Consider the following 18,874-nt stretch of genomic DNA (forward strand, 5'->3'; position numbering starts at 1 on the left):
GGAGCGGTTATTATGGCAATTACGATTCCTGAAACCATTAGGTCTACTGCTACAGCAGGTGAGCGGTTATTATTCCGAACTTTAAAAAACTATCTTCCTGATGATTATATTGTTTATTTTGAACCGGAAATTCAAGGGAGGAAACCGGATTTTGTGATTATCGGCCCGGACCTTGGAATGGTTGTTTTGGAAGTGAAGGATTATACCAGAAATACTCTCTTGCAAATTAACCATGATGAATGGCATATCGTGGCAGCCAATGGTGATCAAACTATTATCCCAAACCCCATGAATCAAGCAAGAGACTACATGTTTAAGATTGCTGATGTTCTTAAAAGGGATAAAAATCTAATAGAAACAGATGGAAAACATAAATTGAAATTGAAGTTCCCTTATGGATACGGGGTTGTTTTTACGAGATTGTATACGAAGGACTTTATTAATGATGGACTTTACACGGTTATTGAACCAAACCTTTCCCTAACAAGAGATGAAATCGATCCTGAAAAAGAGGGGTTTTCGGAAGAAATCTTGATGGAGAAAATTATGAATATGTTTGTGATTCCATATCGTTTAAAAGAACCACTGTCCATTGGAGACATTAATGCCATTCGCTATCATTTATTTCCAGAGGTGCGGATTAGTGCAGAATTTAAAGCGCCTGTTCCTTATCAAGATCAGCTATTACTGTCACTTCATGATATTAAGACCATGGATCTTCATCAAGAGAACTTAGCGAAGCAGATTGGTGATAAAAATCGCTTAATTCGTGGCGTGGCAGGAAGTGGGAAAACGATAATCTTGGCCAGTCGAGCAAAAATGTTGTCAAAGCAAAATCCCGATTGGAAGATTCTCATCCTCTGTTATAATATCTCACTTTCCAATGCGATCCAGCAAATGATTAATCATATGCTCAATGAACCTGAGGATCTATTTGATTTTGACCCAAATATGAAGGCTGTACAAAATCAAAACATAATCGTACGGAACTTTCATGCTTGGCTTAAGAATGATCTAAAGATAAGAGAGCAAAATCTCTCAGTAATCATCGATAAAATCGAGAAAAAAGAAACCATCCTTCCATCCTATGATGCGATCCTGATTGATGAAGGACAGGATTTTGACGCGGATTGGCTCCGTTTAGTCAGCTTGCTAATCAATACAGATACCCAGTCACTCTTATTGGTAGAAGATCGTGCACAGACGATTTATCGGCGGAAACGTTCATACTTGCAGGATACCGGTTTATCCTTTCAAGGCCGGTCAAAGGTGTTGTCGATTAACTACCGAAATACCTCTCAAATCGTTAAGTTTGCATGGGATTTCTATCGCGAGCATTCGATGTTTAAAAATAAAGTCGTTAATCGTAATCTGGAAGGTGAAATTATTGCGCCTCAGAGTACGAAACGGAAAGGACCCGAGCCTGGAATTATTCGCGCAGCCAATTTCTTTGATGAAATACGAATGGTTGCAAGGCAAATCAAAAGACTACATGAAGAGAGGAAAGTACCTCTCGATGAAATGTTAATCCTGTATCGAGTGAAGCGGACCCATAAATATCCGATAGTTGATCTCATTAAGCGTTCACTAGGTGAATTAGAACTCCCTAACTACTGGATTACCGAGAATGACGTGTCAAAGAGATCGTTTCAAAAAGAAGATGGCAAAGTTAAAATTAGTACCATTGATAGCAGTAAGGGACTCGACTTTCAAGCCGTGTTTATTGTTAATGTGGATTCCATGCCATTTCCTTTAGAAGAGGATAAGGAACGAGAGGTTTCTTTATTCTATATTGGAATGACAAGGGCCAAGGAATATCTTTGCTTGTCGTATTCGGGTGAATCAGAATTTACACACTATCTTGATCGGATTTTGCAAGAGAGAAACCAGAGGAAAAGCGATTTAGTGGAGATTAAATTAGGTATCTAAGTTAAGTAGAACCTTAATGATCCTTTAAAAAGAAAAGATAAAAAGCGAGTTGGTCATAGAATCCCAACTCGCTTTTTTAATTGCCCCTGCCAAGGAACTTTATTTTACCATAAATAATAGGTAAGTGTTTAGCTTATTTAATAACGTACCTATCCCTTATATAAAGCATCTTATTGCCACGACCTTTCAAAATCTTCTCTTTTTTTATTTATATAAGAAATGAAGGTGTTAGTAGATAATTTATTCATCTTTTCAGAATTTTTCTAGCATTATCTTCGTTTTTAATGTACATTTTATAAATGTACTTTTTCTTAATCTTTTATACGAACAAATAGTTATCATTGGAGGAATTTAGGTTGGGTAATAATCATCAAAGTGAGAATTTGCAACGGGGTTTAGATAATAGGCATATCCAGTTAATTGCACTTGGAGGTGCCATTGGAGTCGGACTGTTCTATGGCTCAAGTGCAGCCATTCAAATGGCTGGACCAGCCATCATGGTCTCTTATTTAATCGGAGGCTTGGTTATTTTTATCATTATGAGAGCTCTAGGTGAAATGGCAGTCGATCTACCCGTTTCGGGTTCCTTTAGTTCCTACGCCAATCGATATATAGGGCCGTTTGCAGGGTACCTTAGCGGCTGGACCTATTGGTTTATGTGGCTTGTCGCTGGAATGGCGGAAATAACCGTGGTTGGTGTTTATGTGAATTACTGGTTTCCAGATATTCCACAATGGCTCACAGCACTCGCTGTGCTTATCGTGATTACCTTGGTAAACCTTGCGAATGTAAAGGCATTTGGTGAGTTTGAATTCTGGTTTGCACTGATTAAAGTTGTAGCCATTATCGGAATGATTCTCGTTGGAGTAGGAATCATCTTTTTGGGAATTGGCAACGGAGGTCAGCCCGTTGGTTTGGCCCATCTTTGGACTCATGGGGGATTCATGCCAAATGGAGTCAAAGGAATTTTATTGTCCTTGGTTTTTGTGACGTTTTCATTTGGTGGAGTGGAATTGGTTGGAATTACCGCAGGAGAGGCAAAAAATCCTCAAAAATCAATCCCGTCTGCCATTAACAGTGTTGTCTGGCGGATATTAATTTTTTATGTGGGTGCATTGGGAATTATGATGACTCTCTATCCTTGGAATGAAGTAGGCATGAAGGGCAGTCCATTTGTATTGATTTTTGATAAAGTTGGAATTCCTAGAGCCGCCCATATTATTAACTTTGTGGTCTTAACAGCCGCATTATCTGCTTTTAATAGTGGGTTATTTAGTTCCGGTAGAATGCTGCACAATTTATCCCTGCAAAATAACGGTCCGAAATATTTTGGAAAACTTAATAAGAATGGCAGCCCGGTCCGTGGCATACTGTTCACGTCTTCACTGTTATTATTGGCCGTACTACTGAACTACATTGTTCCCGAAAAAGTGTTTATGTACATATCTGCTGTTGCCACAGTAGCGGTTATTACCAGCTGGGCGGTTATCCTGATTACACAATTAAAGTTTAGGCAATCCAAAACAAAAAAAGAAATTGAAAAATTAGCATTTAAACTTCCCTTATATCCCATTTCATCCTATTTAGCACTGACGTTTTTAGCACTTGTCATTGTCTTAATGGCTTTTATTGAGGAAATGCGAATTGCTTTAGTTGTAGCACCAATATGGTTTACGATTCTTTATTTCGGATATAAAATGATTAAAAAATTCGACTGACCTATTCTTTTGAAAAAGAATCTGTTGGATAAACCAGAGTGGGGCAAACTAGATTTGAAAGGGTGAAGTTATGGAAAAGAATAAAAAAGGATCGGAGAAATTAAGTTATGAGTCCGATGGAAAAATGGGTAAAAACCATAATAAGGTAAAAGGTAACCAAAAAGATCAGGCTGATGATTTTTTTAATACCACACAAAACAGTGAATGAAAAACAAAACCTACTTACAATCTGCGTAAGTAGGTTTTTGGTAGTTATTATCAAAAAGAAGATTAGTCATAGAACGAAGGGATGTACGAAAATTTATGTATGTTGTGCGGGGAGATTAAACTTGGACGATTGATTAATTAGCCCAGCCGTATTGCTCGTCCAACCCGCAATCATTTATAGCTTTGAACGATACATTGCTTATGAAATGGCTGTAAGCCAGGTTTTGTCCTTCCGTACTTCAATCGGCAGCAAGCCTCGTACTAGAAGTGTAGTCATCTATCTACCGGCCAATGGCCGATTCATCCGTTAGGTTCATTTCCCGCAGGATGATGCCCCTACCATAATTTGGGTTGCTCGCTCGTGGGGTTTACCCGTTCCATCTTTTCCGTTTCCAGAAAAGCTCGTCACTGTGGCACTTTCAGGTTATTCTCAGCATATCCAAACGGACGTAGCATGATTTCACCGCCGTCAGCCGATTCGGCTGCCCACCTTTGCAGGTGGCACGAACACTACAGGCATCTCAGCACTGTGCGAGCCTGGACTTTCCTCAGCTCCTGTAAAGGAACCGCGACTACTCACCATTTCATGTTTATGAATTCGTTCAGATGCGACAACACATACTATATCAAGGATACGATGATAAATCATTAGTAGTTTTATTCCAATGTTTCCAATTATGATTGGTATTTTTAGGTTCATTTCTCCAAAGGTCAATTAAATATTTAATTTATTACTTTCCACAGCAACAAAGTCGTCAAATAAAATTGTACAAGGCAATTTTTTTAAGAATTATCCTTGATATTAATGTAACTTACACATTGATTCATCTTAAACAAGAGAGTTGAGGGAAATATAATGCTTGTCATTGAAAATGATTGGTTAAAGGTAAGTATAGTAAGAAATGGAGCAGAAGTACGAGAAGTGAAGCATAAGAAAAACGGGCTAGACTATATGTGGACAGGGGATAACGCTTACTGGGGACGAGTCTCTCCGGTCTTATTTCCGATTGTAGGACGGTTAAAAGGGGATCAGTATCAACTGGATGGTCATACCTATAAGATGTCACAGCATGGTTTTTTGCGTGACGTTGAATTTGATGTAGAAGAGCAGACAGATACAAGCGTTTCATTTGTGTTTGAGTCTGCTGGACGCTTCAAACAAGTTTATCCTTACGAATTTAAAGCAATCATTCGTTATGTACTCAAAGAGGACTCCCTCATGGTTCAGTGGGAAATCGTGAATGAAAACAAGGAAGAAATGTATTTTTCCATTGGTGCTCATCCTGCATTTAAAATTCCACTTGTAGAAAATGAAACCATTGAGGATTACCGTTTATATTTTACTCCTGCAGCAAATAACAAGGTAATGGAATACGAGCTAAAGGATTCTCTGATCCACGAGAGAGGAAATGCAAGTGATATTTCAACGATGCAGCTCACGCCCTCCTTATTTGCCCATGATGCTCTCGTCTACAGCAATATTGATCAAATTACATTGGAGTCTAAAAAATCAGGTCATGGAATCGAAGTATGGTTCGAAAAATTCCCGTTTGTTGGAATTTGGTCGAAATATATGGATACTACTGGTACGATCGCGCCATTTGTTTGCATAGAGCCATGGTACGGAATTGCTGATACGTATCATACTTCTGGGAACATGAAGGAAAAGATGGGTGTGAATAAGCTTGAAGCAGGAGCAACATTCCTGGCTGAATATAAAATGAAGTTTAAATAACAGTCGATAGGAGATTGTCTATTGGTTGCTAAGTATTAAATGATAAAGTTAGGCTTCCATCCAATCCTATTTAGGTGAACGCACATAGACTACTTTGACTATAAGTGAAAGGAGGATATTAATGTACTACATTATTTTGCATCACTACCATCCTTGGTATCAATCCATAGTAGTTCCATTCATTCCTCCACCACCTGTCCCGCCAGCAGCTGTTACCTACCGAAAGATGTTAAATGGGTTTTTGTAATCGAAAAATCCAGGACTTTTGAACTACCAAAATTTACAGCTATCTTCCAAATGGAATCGATGATATATTGTTCTTGTAAGTTCTTAACGGACTTACGCGAAGCTTTTATTACAGAGAAGTACTCAAGCGGCTGAAGAGGCGCCCCTGCTAAGGGTGTAGGTCGGGTAACCGGCGCGAGGGTTCAAATCCCTTCTTCTCTGCCATTATATTATGGGGATGTCTTGGTATCGACAGGGATTGTTTGAGCTTATATGGCGAGTCGAGGGATTCGGCCTCGTAAAAACGATAAAGCCTATAACTGGCAAACAAAACAACAACTTCGCTTTCGCTGCCTAATAACAGTCGATCGCGGTTCCTCCCTCCATCGTCCATGTGGTAGGGTAAGGGACTCATTCTAAGTGGACTACGCCGGATTCCACCGTCTGAGGATGAAGGAAGAGACGAACCAGACTAGCTGCTTCCATGCCTGTCAGTAGGCTAACGAAGTAAGTGAAATCAATTCTACTGACTACACTCGTAGAAGTATAAGTGCCAAGATCTTTGCACACGGGTTCAACTCCCGTCATTTCCACTAAAAAACAATCATTTTTACCGCAGTAGGTAAGTGGCAGTCCTTTCGGCAATTAACCGATCGGTCGTAGGTTCGAGTCCTACCTGCGGAGTTTAGTCCAACAAAGGCACTAGGAAACTGGTCAGGGCGGGAACGCAGCAGCCATAACTAGTGAAATTGTGTGGGCTAGTACATAAAACTGAAGGCTCAAAACCCCTAAACCCAGTTTAGGGGTTATTTCTTTTACAAATTTGGATTAATTTTATAAAGAGGTAGATAAGGAATTTCCCTTCATGGCTTTTTAATGTTCAAGGATTTTTTTTTGTTCCATTATCCTGCAAATGAAATGTTTTAGAAATCTCAATTATTTAAGCTGTTCAATACATAAGCAAGCAGTATTACAATGACTAGTTTATCTTTTCTACTAGGGACGGATTACTAGTTACAATTTTTTAGCCCATATTGTACCCAGTCTTTCCCAGCATCAATCTAATTGATGCTGCTTCAATTTACGATAAAGCGTTGCTAAACTTATACCTAGATTGCTGGCAATTTGTCTTTTTGCTTTTGTCGTTTTTCCGTATTCAGTCAATAATTTTTCGATTTTTTTGTATTCGAATTCTTCTTTGTTCATCTCCAAGATGGGAACTTTCAGGATTTCTTCACTTTTGTCCGTATGATTTGAAGAAGGGGGTAATTGATGTAAGTAATATGGCAAATGATCCAGTGTTAATTCGGTATCATAAATGGTTGCGATATTTATGGCGTATTCTAAGCAATTTTCAAACTCACGAACATTCCCTGGCCATTTGTAACTTTTCATCATGGCAGCTACTTCTTTCGAGATGGATTGAATATTTCTATTTAATAATTTGTTATACCTTCTAATAAAATAGCTGCTCAAATAATCAAGGTCATCATTTCTGTCACGAAGAGGAGGGATTTTAATGGGTATTACATTTAATCGGTAATATAAGTCTTCTCGAAATTTATTTTGGTCTACTAATTTTTCTAAATTCTCGTTTGTGGCTGCAATAACACGAATGTTTACTGGTATTGGATGCTTTCCTCCAATCTTATCTATTTCCCTGGTTTGTAAAACACGCAAAAGCTTTACTTGTAGGTAAAGCGGCATTGTGCCAATTTCATCTAGAAAAATAGTTCCTTGATCCGCTAATTCAAATTTTCCAGGTTTCCCCTTTGCATCTGCCCCGGTAAATGCTCCTTTTTCGTAACCGAAAAGTTCACTTTCAATTAATGCCTCCGGGATGGCCCCACAATTTATCGAAATGAATGGACGATTACTTCTTGTGCTCAATTGATGGATGGCCCTTGCAAACAATTCTTTTCCGGTTCCACTTTCTCCTGTAATTAAAACAGTAGAATCATTCGCAGCAACATGAGAAACAAGAGACTTAATTTCTATCATTTGAGGTGACCTTCCAATGATATCTTCAATGGAAATGGAGCGGCTTGAGTTAATAAAATCCAAGGCGCTTCGTTGTACCTCTTTATAATCGGATAATGAAATGACGGCCCCTTTGATGATGTTTTCCACATTAATAGGCTCTATGTCACCAATAAAGGTCACATTATTGGTACCATTGGAATAGGACAAATCGGTTTGAATCATCTTATTTCCTCCTAGAACCTTCTTAAGGGGAAAATCCTTAAATAACTCTAAAATATGTATTTTTTCAATCAAAGATGATTTTTTTTGAATCATTTTTTCGGCCACATTATTTACTTGGTTGATAAATCCATCCTCGTCAATAGAAAGAATGCCTTTTGGTAATGAATTAATCAAAGTTAATAAAGCGCCGTTCATCCGATTTTGTTCTTCAAATAGTATTTTTTCTCTAATCTTCGATGTCATCAAATCAGACATTCTATATAAGAAATCAATAATCCCATTCAAATTCCTTTTAATAGAATCTAATCTCTCTTCAGTATAGGCCACTACGTTTACCGTGCCTATGACAGAATGATCATATCGAATGGGAACAACCACCCCACCTGAATAGGTACATTTTCCAAAACCAGGGCAAACCTGACAAACAGGATTTTGCATCTTGCTTTCAATAATTATATGTTTGTTTGTCATCAGGACATTTTTGCTTACACTGCCAAAGGTCATTATTTCTCCTATTTTTTCCTTTGCTTCCCCAGTAGCTGCAACTCGGATAATATTTTCATCTACAATTTCGACATCCATTTGGAACGCTGTTTTAATTGCTTCAGCAATATTTTGTGCTACATCATGGATCATATTTAGCATGAAGGGACCTCTTTTCTTGTTTCACTTTTTCTCATTTTTAGAAATAATGATTCTCAATTTGAGAAATTTTCTCATTTTAATAATAAAAAAATATCAGAAAATTGGTAAAAATGCAATTTTTACCTTTGGCACAGTAATTGCATTATAAATAATTGATTAGGAAAATGAAGGAGGATATTGGATTATGCAGAAACAGCAAGTAAATTTTCTTTACTTATCAGAGCCGGATATGATTGAAGCTGGCGTACTCGATACCCATCATTGCGTAGAAACAATTGAAGAAGTTTTTAGACTTCTATCAGAAGGAGACTATCTTATGGGGGGACCAAATGAAAATGAGCATGGACAAATGATTTGGTTTCCTAAGGAAGAAAGATTCCCTAATATGCCTATAGCAGGACCAGATAGGCGATTTATGTCGATGATTACATATCTTGGCGGACGCTTTAATGTTTGTGGAGATAAATGGTATGGGTCAAATATTGCAAATCGTGATAGAGGACTACCAAGATCGATATTAATGGTCACGCTCAATGATACCGATACAGGTCAGCCTCTTGCGTATATGTCTGGAAATTTAATCAGTGCAATGCGTACAGGAGCTGTTCCGGGAGTAGCTGCAAAATATTTAGCCAGGAAAAATGCAGAGATAGCCACTGTATTAGGTGCGGGTGTTATCAGCCGAGCTTGTTTGAAAGCGATTGCAGTCGCGAGACCTGATTTAAAACAAATCCGTGTGTATGACATCATTTACGAAAAAGGAATCGCTTTTGCTGCAGAAATGACCAAGGAAACAGGAATTAACGTGGTGGCTGCTAGATCCCTGCAAGAGGCGGTCAATAACTCGGATATTATTAGTGTTGCTACAAGCGGCGCGGTCAAGGCAAGGCTTGAACAAGAATGGTTAAAACCAGGGTGCATTATTGAGTTGACTGGCCCGGCTGATTTAGATGACGAATGCTATATGAATTATAAGATTGTTGCAGATAACTGGAAAATGCACGAGTGCTGGTTAAATGACGCAAAAGAGCATCCACTTGGATTTGATAGTATTAAAGATTGGGCACCTACTTCACAACTTCTAACGCTGGTTGAAAGTGGAGAGGTAAAAACAGAATCTATTATAGACTTAGGCGATGTTATAACTGGGAAAAAGCAGGTGAGGGAAGAAACTGATAGCAACCCTATTATTTTCGTTACTGGCGGGCAGCCTGTTTACGATATAGCCTGGGGATACGAAATCTATCAAAATGCGTTAAATAGGGGAATAGGTAATAAATTATTATTATGGGAAGAAGCTCATTGGGCATAATTTTTACACTTCATCATTAATCTTGAAAGGGGAAAATCGTATGAATTACCGAATTGGTGTGGATACAGGAGGAACATTTACAGATGTTGCCTTAGTGGAAGAGAGAACCGGGAAATCCTATATTACGAAAGTGCCGTCAACACCTCATAATCCATCTTTAGCAGTATTAAATGGATTGAGACAAATTGTTGAGGAGACGGGCATTGACTATGAAGAAATTTCTTTCTTCATACATGGTTCAACTGTTGCTACGAATGCATTACTTGAGCAAAAAGGGGCAAGGACTGCACTTTTAACTACGAAGGGTTTTAAAGATGTTTTACAGATTGGCAGACAAACCCGGCCAAAATTATATGATTTCCGAGCACGTAAAGCGGAGCCTTTAGTGCCCAGAAATTTTAGGCTGGAATTAGATGAGCGTATTGACGCTGACGGAAACATCATTCGTAAGATTGATAGACAGGAGTTATTAAACATCGTTGAATCTCTAAAGGAAAATGAGATTCAATCGCTAGCCATTTGTTTTATTAATTCTTATATCAATCCGATCCATGAGAAAGAGGTCAAGCAAATTCTTTCTGAGGCAGTGCCAGGTCTTTCCATCACTTTGTCTTGTGAAGTATTGCCTGAAATTAAGGAATATGAACGTACAAGTACAGTTGTAGCCAATGCTTACGTACTTCCGAAAATGAAGTATTATCTAGGACATTTAAATACAAATCTAGAAAGAATGAACATATCTAGTAATCTATATGTGATGCAATCAAATGGAGGAATTATTAGTGCTGAGACGGCTATCAATATGCCTATTCGCACGATGCTATCTGGACCTGCTGGAGGAGTATTAGCCGGAAGTATCCTAGCAAAAAACACTTCATTTAAAAATATTATTACGATCGATATGGGAGGAACAAGCTTAGATACTGCCCTCATTGAAAATGAAAATCCTCAATTTACAACCATTAGTGAGATTGAAGGTAGGCCGATTAAGGTTCCTATGGTTGAAATGCACACGATTGGTTCTGGAGGGGGAAGCATCGCATGGATTGATTCAGGCGGCGCTTTAAGAGTAGGACCTCATAGCGCAGGTGCTACTCCTGGACCAGTTTGTTACGGCAGGGGCGGGGAAGAGCCTACTGTCAGTGATGCAAACGTTATTCTTGGAAGGTTAAATCCTGATTCCATTTTAGGAGGCAGGATGAAAATTGATGTGGAATCCGCCAGAAGAGTGATAAAAGAGAAAATTGCCGATCCGCTGGGAATGACGGTGGAAAAGGCAGCAGAAGGTATTTTAAAAGTCGTGAATGCCAATATGGTTCGCGGAATTAGAGTCATATCCATTGAAAAAGGATATGATCCTCGTGAATTTTCTTTAATGGCTTTCGGCGGTGCTGGTCCTTTACATGCAGTTGATATCGCCAATGAACTTGGCTGTAAAGAGGTTATTATTCCTCCAAACCCAGGTATTACATGCGCAATGGGAATGTTGATGGCGGATGTAAGACATGACTATGTCAGGACCTACTCATCGAAGCTATCGTTAGTAGAATTGGATGATATCAATCATGCGTTAAAAACCCTCATTGTGGAAGCCCTTGAAGACCTTAAAAAGGAAGGCTTCGATTCGGACACAATCGAATTAAAGGCAAGTCTGGATCTTCGTTATGTGCGTCAGGCTTATGAGATCAACATACCACTTAATGGAGCTCATGTTAATCACACTACATTGCACGAAGCGGTTCGTACATTCCATGAAACACATGAACGGATTTACGGATTTAACCGGCATGAGGAAGAACTTGAAGTCGTTAATATCCGATTAATCGGGATTGGGAAAATCACTGAATTGAAAAAAGATGGTTCAAATGAAGAAGTGAATAGGAAAAGTGTAGAGCCAATTAGTGTGCGTCTTGTTTATTTTAATGATGCCTATGTCAGTGCCCCGGTTTATCAGCGTAACGATTTAAACAGTGATGTAACTATAAATGGTCCTGCTATTATTGAACAGTTAGACTCTACTATCATTATTTATCCAGATCAAAAGGCGATTACAGATCAATCTGGAAATCTAATCATCTATCTTTCCGGCAAGAATGTAAAGGAGGAAATGGAATATGTATACACCAGTAATTGACGGAATCATGCTCGAAGTAATGAAAAATGCGTTTCATACGATTGCAGAGGAAATGGGGGTAACCCTCATTAGAACTGCACTTTCTACCAATATTAAAGATCGTATGGATTGCTCTACAGCTATTTATACGAAAGAAGGAAAGCTTGTTGCACAAGCAGAGCATGTTCCGCTTCACTTAGGTTTAATGCCTTCTGTTGTTCAAGAAGTATTGAAAATCTATCCTCCAACACAATTAAAGCAAGGAGATGCCATTTTGATTAACGATCCCTATATTAGCGGTTCGCATCTCCCGGATATTTTCATGATTTGTCCGATTTTTTACAAGGATGAGTTGGTCGCGCTTGCGGCCAATATTGCCCACCACGTGGATGTAGGGGGCTTGACACCGGGGAGTATGTCGGTAAAAGCAACTGAAATCTTCCAAGAGGGATTACGTCTTCCGGCTGTACGTATTCGTAGAGAAGGTGTATTGGATGAAGAAATGCTTCGATTGCTTGAGAAAAATGTACGGACTGGAAAGGAAGTACTAGGCGATATATATGCCCAGCTTGCTGCAAATAAAGTGGCTGAAACAAGATTAATCGACTTAATCGAGCGCTACTCCGTCGAACATGTTTTTGCTTGTATGGAAGAAATCATGAACTATTCGGACCGCAGGATGATAGCCGGCATCCGGAATGTGCCAAATGGTGTATATGAATTCAAGGATGTATTGGAGGGGGATGGAATTACAGAAGACCCTATTGTGATTCAGGTAAAGGTCACGATAAAAGATGAAGAAATTGAGGTTGATTTTAATGGTTCATCCAGCCAAGCTAGGGGACCAGTTAACTCCACTCATGGTGTAACAAATGCTTGCGTTTATTATGCCTTAAAGGCGCTTTTAGATCCTGAAGTACCGCCAAATGCAGGAACATATAGAAGTATCAAAGTGGTAGCGCCAAAAGGAAGCATCGTAAACCCCAATTTTCCGGCGGCTGTTTCCAATGCCAATTGTAATACATCACAGCGCATTACGGATGCTATTTTTGGGGCTCTTGCTCAAGTTTTGCCGCATGAATCTATGGCCGCATGCTCTGGAACGATGAATGGTTTTGCCATCGGGGGCTTTGATGAGGGGACAAACCGATACTTTTCGTACGTTGAAACATATGGCGGTGGACAAGGCGGCTTGGATGATATGGACGGTATGGACGGGGTTCATACAAATATGACAAATACCCTAAATACTCCCGTAGAGGTGATCGAACAAACCTTTCCGTTTTTTGTAAATAAATATGGGTTAGTTGATGGAAGCGGGGGTGCTGGCAAACATCGTGGGGGCTTAGGATTAATGCGTGAGTTGGTTCTCTTGGGCCATGAACATACTGTGACGTTAATGACGGACCGCCAAAAGAATGCGCCATGGGGATTATTTGGCGGCGAGGGGGGTCAAACTTCATCATGCACACTCGTTACTCCTGAGGGTGAACAGATACAGCTAGATTCTAAAGTAACAATGACGGTTCCGAAAGGAAGTTCCATCGTACTATCTACGGCGGGCGGGGGTGGATATGGATCACCTTTAGAGAGAGACCCTGAAGAAGTGTTAAAGGATGTCGTATTAGGGAATATAAGTTTCACTCAAGCAAAAAGGGAGTATGGAGTTGTCATTAATCAAGAAAGCTTCACAATTGATCAGAAGGAAACAAAACGTTTACGTAAAGCAATTTAATTAGGCGTTTTCATGACGAATCCATTCAGATTAATAAGATAATATTTTGAAAGGGAGTGAATTATTTGAATAATCAAGGACGTAAGGCTTTTATTGCATCTGGGCTAGGCTGGGGATTAGATGGATTTACCTTTACGATGTTCTCAATGGCGCTACCAACAATTATCGTGGCTCTTAATATTTCTGTCGAGGATGGAGGCTGGATTGCAACATACAGTCTCGTGGCATCAGCGATCGGCGGGATTATTGGCGGGATATTGGCTGACCGATATGGACGTGCCCGTGTTCTCATGTACATCATCTTAGCATTTTCCGTTGCTACTGCAATGACAGCTACCTCACAAAATTTTAGTCAGCTTGCATTTTGGAGGATTGTAGAAGGCCTATCATTTGGAGCAGAGTGGCCTGTTGGTGCAGCATTGCTTGCGGAATATGCATCGGCAGAAAAGAGAGGACGCGTGATGGGATTCCTCCAAGGAACCTACGCTATTGGCTGGGCACTTTCAACCTTGGTGTATTGGCTCGTATTCACTAATTTCGCTGCCGAGGAAGCGTGGAGATATTTATTCTTAACAGGTATTTTACCTGCACTAGCAATATTTTATATTCGACGTTCGGTAAAAGACCGAGTAGAGATTAAAAGAGATCCAAATGCCAAAGCGCCATTGATTGCTATTTTTCAAGGTGAGCAGCTTCGTAAAACGCTATTAACAACCATATTAGGGATTGGTGCACAGGGTATTTACTATTCCATTTTTACTTTTTTGCCATTATTCCTAAAACAAGTGCGCGGGTTGCCGGTAATAGGAACAGCTTTGTATTTGTGGGTCGTTATTGCCGGTTCATTTATTGGTTATGTAACGGCAGGGTATTTGCATGATAAATTGGGTCGTCGTAAAACATTTTCCATTTTTTATGTAGGAGCGATCATAACGCTAGCACTCTTTATTTTTGTACCAATTGAAGGGACTTCCATATCGTATGTCATCGGATTTTTCCTTGGATATTTTGCATCGGGCCAAGCGGCTGGACTTGGTTCGTTTCTCTCAGAACAATTCCCAACCTTCGTTCGAGCAACCGGCCAGGGATTTGCTTACAATGTAGGTAGAGGGATTGCTGCTTTTAGCCCAGCATTTATTGGAGTCATGTCTAGCGAACTAGGTTTGGGAAATGCCATTATTAGTGTGGGCATAGTGTCGTTTTTCATCGCAATCACCGCGGTTTGGCTACTTCCTGAAACAAAAGGCAAGGTCATTATTGATGAAGATGAGGGCAAAAACAACTTTATCGATTCAGCAGAATTAGACAATTCTACCTTGGCTAAATAATTTCATATATTCACTATTAGTAACCTTATGACAAACTAGATTGTGTCCATTTTGAAGTTTTATACATGAATTAAAACATAAGATGTTTATTATGCATGGGATGAGCAGCGGGAAATTTTCGTCAGAAAAAACCTGGCGCTCTCCCATTTGTATGTTTTTTTATTTTAGCGATCTGAATGATGTCGAAGTCCTGTGAAGGGGAGTTTTTTTTGAAGAAAGCGAAACAAACAAAAACCATTTTTATTCTTTCATATCTAATTATTATGTGGGGGCTGAATTGGCCTTTGACCAAACTAGGTTTGGACTTTGCGCCTCCGTTATTGTTCGCGGGGTTAAGAACAATTCTAGGTGGCTTGGTACTCGTTATCTTTACTCTTCATAAATATAAAAACTTGCGCCTTAAAGAAAATTGGCATTTATATATTATTTCATCCTTTTTAAATGTCATTTTGTTTTACGGCCTTCAGTCAATCGGGCTTAGTCACATGCCTGCTGGTCTCTTTTCAGCCATTGTCTATCTTCAACCTTTACTACTTGGAATTTTCTCCTGGCTCTGGCTGGGCGAAAGCATGCATGGATTGAGGATAGTAGGGTTAATCCTAGGTTTTTTGGGAGTTGCTGTTTTAGGTCTAAGTAATAGTTCAGGTCATATATCGTTCATCGGTATCATGCTAGCCTTAGGCGCTGCAATTGGTTGGGGGGGAGGTACAGTGTTAGTAAAGAAAATAAGTGATCGGGTTGACATGATTTGGATGGTTGCACTTCAACTTCTGTTTGGTGGAATATTATTATTAGGTATTGGATTCAGCGTTGAAAAATGGTCTAATATCATATGGAACACAGGTTTCATTACAAATTTGCTTTTCATTTCTATCTTTATCATAGCGGTGGGATGGCTTGCTTTTTTTGTTCTTATTAATTCAGGAGAGGCCACAAAAGTGGGTTCTTATACCTTCCTCATACCTCTTTTTTCCATTGTAAGCAGCTCAGTAATATTAGACGAAGTCATTACGATCAATCTTATGATTGGACTGATGTTAATTATTGTAAGCATCTATTTTGTTAATTCAAGACCTAAGTCACTAGGAACTAACAATCCAATTGTAAAAAGGCAATATTAATTAAGTTTACTAGAAGCCCCCTCTTATTCATCTGCTTTAGTCTTTTGCTTGACGCAGTAAATATGAATGGACGGGGCTGTGGCTCAATGGGTAAGGGGAATATTCCATTTGCCATTGCATATAACTTTTTGTCGAAGGAATATCTGATGTAAAACAGGGGAACATGTTTTTTATGAAATCGAAACAATACGAATGGAACTGACGTAGAAATTGCACAATTTCGTAAAGTTGGTAATGAGACCTGGAAACAAATAAATATGAAGACCGAAAAGGAATGTTTAAAGAAAAATCAAAACTAACAATGAGTTAGATTTTTCTCGAAATATTTAAATAAATTGCATTTCCATAGATATATTGTTCAAGCGTATCTCTCAAATAAGAGACATGCTTATTTTTGTTTAGGACAAAATATATTTATCACATGCGTAAGTGGAAAGTAATGTAGCAGTAGTGAAAAATCGTTTGTTGAAAAAACATAATTTTGAGAGACGGTTTGAATAAAGTTAAAAACTGATGAGGAATTGCTATATGTTTAACGAAAGAGGGATAGGATGAAACTTTTTGGAAATACAGTACTGATTACTGGCGGGGCAGCAGGAATAGGGTTGGCTTTTGCAGAGAGATTCATAAAAGCAGGCAATAAGGTCATTGTTTGCGGCAGACGTGAAGCAAAGCTCCAGGAAGCAAAGGATAAATATCCTGAACTGATCACACGCGTTTGTGATGTCACCAAAGAATCTGATCGGATTGCTTTGTTCAACTGGGTAACGAGAAAGCACCCCGATGTGAACGTGCTTGTTAACAATGCGGGCATTCAGCAGCGTTACCATGTTCTTAAAACGAACGTAATAGAAGATTGGAGCTATTACAGTCAAGAAATAGCCTCTAACATCGAGGCGCCATTTCATTTTTGCATGCTATTTGCCCCGTATTACGCCAAAAAAGACTATGGAGCTATCCTCAATGTATCATCTGGTTTAGCCTATACCCCAATGGCGATCGCCCCGATTTATTCAGCTACGAAAGCCGCGGTTCATTCATTTACAATGAGTTTACGGCATCAGCTTGAAGATACGGCCATTGAGGTGGTCGAAGTTGCGCCGCCGGCAGTGAATACCGATTTAGGCGGGGTTGGCCTGCATACCTTTGGCACCCCTGTCGATGAATTTGCCGATGCGATATTTAAAGGCCTCGAAGCAGGAAAATCAGAAATTGGTTACGCCCGCTCAGAAAAAGCGATGAGGATGTCCCGAGATGAAATTGATGAGACAGTAAAAGGGATGTACACCATTATGAAAGACACAATTCTATAATAACTAAAGGAGCTATCTATATGGGTAGCTCTTTATTGTTTAATTAAACTTGGAATCCATCTGATTGATAAGAACGACGGTGCCGTCACTATTGGTTATTGCCTATATGTTAGATTTATTTTAATTATAATAATATATATCGAAAAAAATAATCGATATATCAATTGCTTTGTATCTCTATATCGCGGAAAGAGGTTTGATCTCCATTGATGAACAGCCAGATCTTAATTGGCCGTGTAAAGTAATAGAACAAAATGAATAAGAAAAGGGGTTACCAATAATCATAATGGTATCATTTTCCTCATTTGTTTCTAAACAATTTGAACCGAATGTTATATCTGCTATGATCAACCTTATAATGCAGCTTTTGCTTAAAAAATCGTAAAAAAAACCGAGCGAAAAGAAGGTGAGAATATGAGTGTAATTCTAGCACTGTTAGCAGCTTTATTTGCTTCATTAACTAGCATTTTAGCTAAAATGGGAATGGGAAATCTAAATTCCAACCTAGCAACAGCGATAAGAACCGTCGTTGTATTAATAATGGCTTATATCGTTGTTTTAATTACAGGACAGCTTCATACACTCTCGCTGATTTCTAATAAAGCACTTACTTTTATTTTACTATCAGGAGTTTCGACTGGTTTATCATGGTTGTTTTTCTTTAAAGCACTTGCATTAGGGGACGTTTCCAAGGTTGTTCCTATCGATAAATCAAGTGTGGTATTAACCATTCTATTATCTATTTTAGTCTTAGGAGAGCAAGCTGTCCCCAATATTATTGCAGGGGGAGCCCTTATTGCTATTGGTACTTTTGCTTTAATTGGAAAAAATGAAGAGAAGAAACGATTTACTGGTTCACATACTTACATCATTTATGCAGTTTTCGGTGCAATATTTGCAGCATTAACAACTATTTTAGCGAAAATTGGGATAGAAAATGTCGATTCCAATGTTGCTACCTTTTTAAGAACGATCGTTATTTTCATATTTGCTTGGGCGATCGTGTTTTTTCAAGGAAAACATAAGGAAATGAAACAAATTTCAAAGAAAAGTTATTTCTTTTTAATTTTATCAGGTGTAGCGACAGGATTATCCTGGTTATGTTATTTCGCTGCTCTATCCATTGGTAAAGCGTCAGTGGTTGCTCCAATTGATAAGTTTAGTGTGGTAATAACCATGATCTTGGGTTTTGTTATATTAAAAGAAAAGGCAACAAAGAATACAATTATTGGTGGACTTATCATTACAATAGGAACTGTTTTTCTGATTTTATAAATCTCCATCATGA

General features: G+C 38.9%; 13 protein-coding genes, 2 tRNA genes and 3 other RNA genes. 16 read left to right on the forward strand and 2 right to left on the reverse strand.

The features are described 5' to 3' along the window. Positions 1 to 12: 12 nt before the first annotated feature. From AC4QJR_RS13325 to AC4QJR_RS13335, 3 genes are all read left to right on the forward strand, one after another. On the forward strand, positions 13 to 1,929 hold the full coding sequence (locus AC4QJR_RS13325) for a DEAD/DEAH box helicase (RefSeq protein WP_496526503.1): 1,917 nt from the start codon (positions 13 to 15) through the stop codon (positions 1,927 to 1,929). A gap of 356 nt (positions 1,930 to 2,285) precedes the next feature. Beyond that, positions 2,286 to 3,647: an amino acid permease gene (locus AC4QJR_RS13330; RefSeq protein ID WP_496526504.1), complete on the forward strand. Its 1,362-nt coding sequence runs from the start codon at positions 2,286 to 2,288 to the stop codon at positions 3,645 to 3,647. 70 nt (positions 3,648 to 3,717) lie between these two features. After that, complete coding sequence (locus AC4QJR_RS13335) at positions 3,718 to 3,855, forward strand: hypothetical protein (RefSeq protein WP_496526505.1); 138 nt, start codon at positions 3,718 to 3,720, stop codon at positions 3,853 to 3,855. A 207-nt stretch (positions 3,856 to 4,062) separates the two neighbouring features. Here the strand turns inward: AC4QJR_RS13335 and rnpB are convergent. Then, positions 4,063 to 4,438: RNase P RNA component class B (gene rnpB, locus AC4QJR_RS13340), an RNA gene on the reverse strand. A gap of 272 nt (positions 4,439 to 4,710) precedes the next feature. On the opposite strand from rnpB, the gene AC4QJR_RS13345 reads away from it, so the two are divergent. From AC4QJR_RS13345 to ffs, 6 genes are all read left to right on the forward strand, one after another. Continuing rightward, positions 4,711 to 5,589: an aldose 1-epimerase family protein gene (locus AC4QJR_RS13345; protein WP_496526506.1), complete on the forward strand. Its 879-nt coding sequence runs from the start codon at positions 4,711 to 4,713 to the stop codon at positions 5,587 to 5,589. 121 nt (positions 5,590 to 5,710) lie between these two features. After that, entirely contained in the window at positions 5,711 to 5,836 is a 126-nt protein-coding gene (locus AC4QJR_RS13350) for a hypothetical protein (RefSeq protein ID WP_496526507.1), read from the forward strand. 112 nt (positions 5,837 to 5,948) lie between these two features. Then, positions 5,949 to 6,039: transfer RNA gene (locus tag AC4QJR_RS13355), tRNA-Ser, on the forward strand. Between the two features lie 9 nt (positions 6,040 to 6,048). Beyond that, positions 6,049 to 6,410, forward strand: a transfer-messenger RNA (tmRNA) gene (ssrA, locus tag AC4QJR_RS13360). A gap of 16 nt (positions 6,411 to 6,426) precedes the next feature. Continuing rightward, positions 6,427 to 6,498: transfer RNA gene (locus AC4QJR_RS13365), tRNA-Asn, on the forward strand. Then, positions 6,497 to 6,582: signal recognition particle sRNA small type (gene ffs, locus AC4QJR_RS13370), an RNA gene on the forward strand. Before AC4QJR_RS13365 ends, ffs begins: the two co-directional genes overlap by 2 nt. Positions 6,583 to 6,870: 288 nt before the next feature. Here the strand turns inward: ffs and AC4QJR_RS13375 are convergent. Next, positions 6,871 to 8,664 (reverse strand): sigma-54 interaction domain-containing protein, encoded by a 1,794-nt coding sequence (locus tag AC4QJR_RS13375; protein ID WP_496526508.1) that lies wholly within the window; start codon positions 8,662 to 8,664, stop codon positions 6,871 to 6,873. A gap of 184 nt (positions 8,665 to 8,848) precedes the next feature. On the opposite strand from AC4QJR_RS13375, the gene AC4QJR_RS13380 reads away from it, so the two are divergent. The 7 genes from AC4QJR_RS13380 to AC4QJR_RS13410 all read left to right on the forward strand — a co-directional run bounded on the left by AC4QJR_RS13380 (position 8,849) and on the right by AC4QJR_RS13410 (position 18,861). After that, positions 8,849 to 9,976 carry a tyramine oxidase subunit B gene (locus AC4QJR_RS13380; RefSeq protein WP_496526509.1) on the forward strand — a complete coding sequence of 376 codons (1,128 nt, stop codon included), beginning with the start codon at positions 8,849 to 8,851 and terminating at the stop codon, positions 9,974 to 9,976. A gap of 40 nt (positions 9,977 to 10,016) precedes the next feature. Further along, entirely contained in the window at positions 10,017 to 12,110 is a 2,094-nt protein-coding gene (locus AC4QJR_RS13385) for a hydantoinase/oxoprolinase family protein (protein ID WP_496526510.1), read from the forward strand. Then, entirely contained in the window at positions 12,091 to 13,824 is a 1,734-nt protein-coding gene (locus tag AC4QJR_RS13390) for a hydantoinase B/oxoprolinase family protein (protein WP_496526511.1), read from the forward strand. The genes AC4QJR_RS13385 and AC4QJR_RS13390 overlap by 20 nt, the downstream gene beginning before the upstream one ends. A 65-nt stretch (positions 13,825 to 13,889) precedes the next feature. Continuing rightward, positions 13,890 to 15,152: an MFS transporter gene (locus AC4QJR_RS13395; protein WP_496526512.1), complete on the forward strand. Its 1,263-nt coding sequence runs from the start codon at positions 13,890 to 13,892 to the stop codon at positions 15,150 to 15,152. A gap of 209 nt (positions 15,153 to 15,361) precedes the next feature. Further along, positions 15,362 to 16,273, forward strand: a complete 912-nt coding sequence (locus tag AC4QJR_RS13400; protein ID WP_496526513.1) for a DMT family transporter — start codon at positions 15,362 to 15,364, stop codon at positions 16,271 to 16,273. Positions 16,274 to 16,824: 551 nt separating this feature from the next. Continuing rightward, positions 16,825 to 17,586 (forward strand): SDR family oxidoreductase, encoded by a 762-nt coding sequence (locus AC4QJR_RS13405; protein ID WP_496526514.1) that lies wholly within the window; start codon positions 16,825 to 16,827, stop codon positions 17,584 to 17,586. Between the two features lie 414 nt (positions 17,587 to 18,000). After that, complete coding sequence (locus AC4QJR_RS13410) at positions 18,001 to 18,861, forward strand: EamA family transporter (RefSeq protein ID WP_496526515.1); 861 nt, start codon at positions 18,001 to 18,003, stop codon at positions 18,859 to 18,861. Positions 18,862 to 18,874 lie beyond the last annotated feature (13 nt).

The sequence above is a fragment of the Neobacillus sp. BP17 genome, assembly GCF_059579525.1.

Excerpts from the sequence above, each read along its gene's own strand:
- AC4QJR_RS13390 (WP_496526511.1), top strand. The coding sequence starts at position 12,091 with ATGTATACACCAGTAATTGACGGAATCATGCTCGAAGTAATGAAAAAT.
- AC4QJR_RS13410 (WP_496526515.1), top strand. The coding sequence starts at position 18,001 with ATGAGTGTAATTCTAGCACTGTTAGCAGCTTTATTTGCTTCATTAACT.
- AC4QJR_RS13375 (WP_496526508.1), bottom strand. The coding sequence starts at position 8,664 with ATGCTAAATATGATCCATGATGTAGCACAAAATATTGCTGAAGCAATT.
- AC4QJR_RS13405 (WP_496526514.1), top strand. The coding sequence starts at position 16,825 with ATGAAACTTTTTGGAAATACAGTACTGATTACTGGCGGGGCAGCAGGA.
- AC4QJR_RS13335 (WP_496526505.1), top strand. The coding sequence starts at position 3,718 with ATGGAAAAGAATAAAAAAGGATCGGAGAAATTAAGTTATGAGTCCGAT.
- AC4QJR_RS13325 (WP_496526503.1), top strand. The coding sequence starts at position 13 with ATGGCAATTACGATTCCTGAAACCATTAGGTCTACTGCTACAGCAGGT.
- AC4QJR_RS13345 (WP_496526506.1), top strand. The coding sequence starts at position 4,711 with ATGCTTGTCATTGAAAATGATTGGTTAAAGGTAAGTATAGTAAGAAAT.
- AC4QJR_RS13385 (WP_496526510.1), top strand. The coding sequence starts at position 10,017 with ATGAATTACCGAATTGGTGTGGATACAGGAGGAACATTTACAGATGTT.
- AC4QJR_RS13350 (WP_496526507.1), top strand. The coding sequence starts at position 5,711 with ATGTACTACATTATTTTGCATCACTACCATCCTTGGTATCAATCCATA.
- AC4QJR_RS13380 (WP_496526509.1), top strand. The coding sequence starts at position 8,849 with ATGCAGAAACAGCAAGTAAATTTTCTTTACTTATCAGAGCCGGATATG.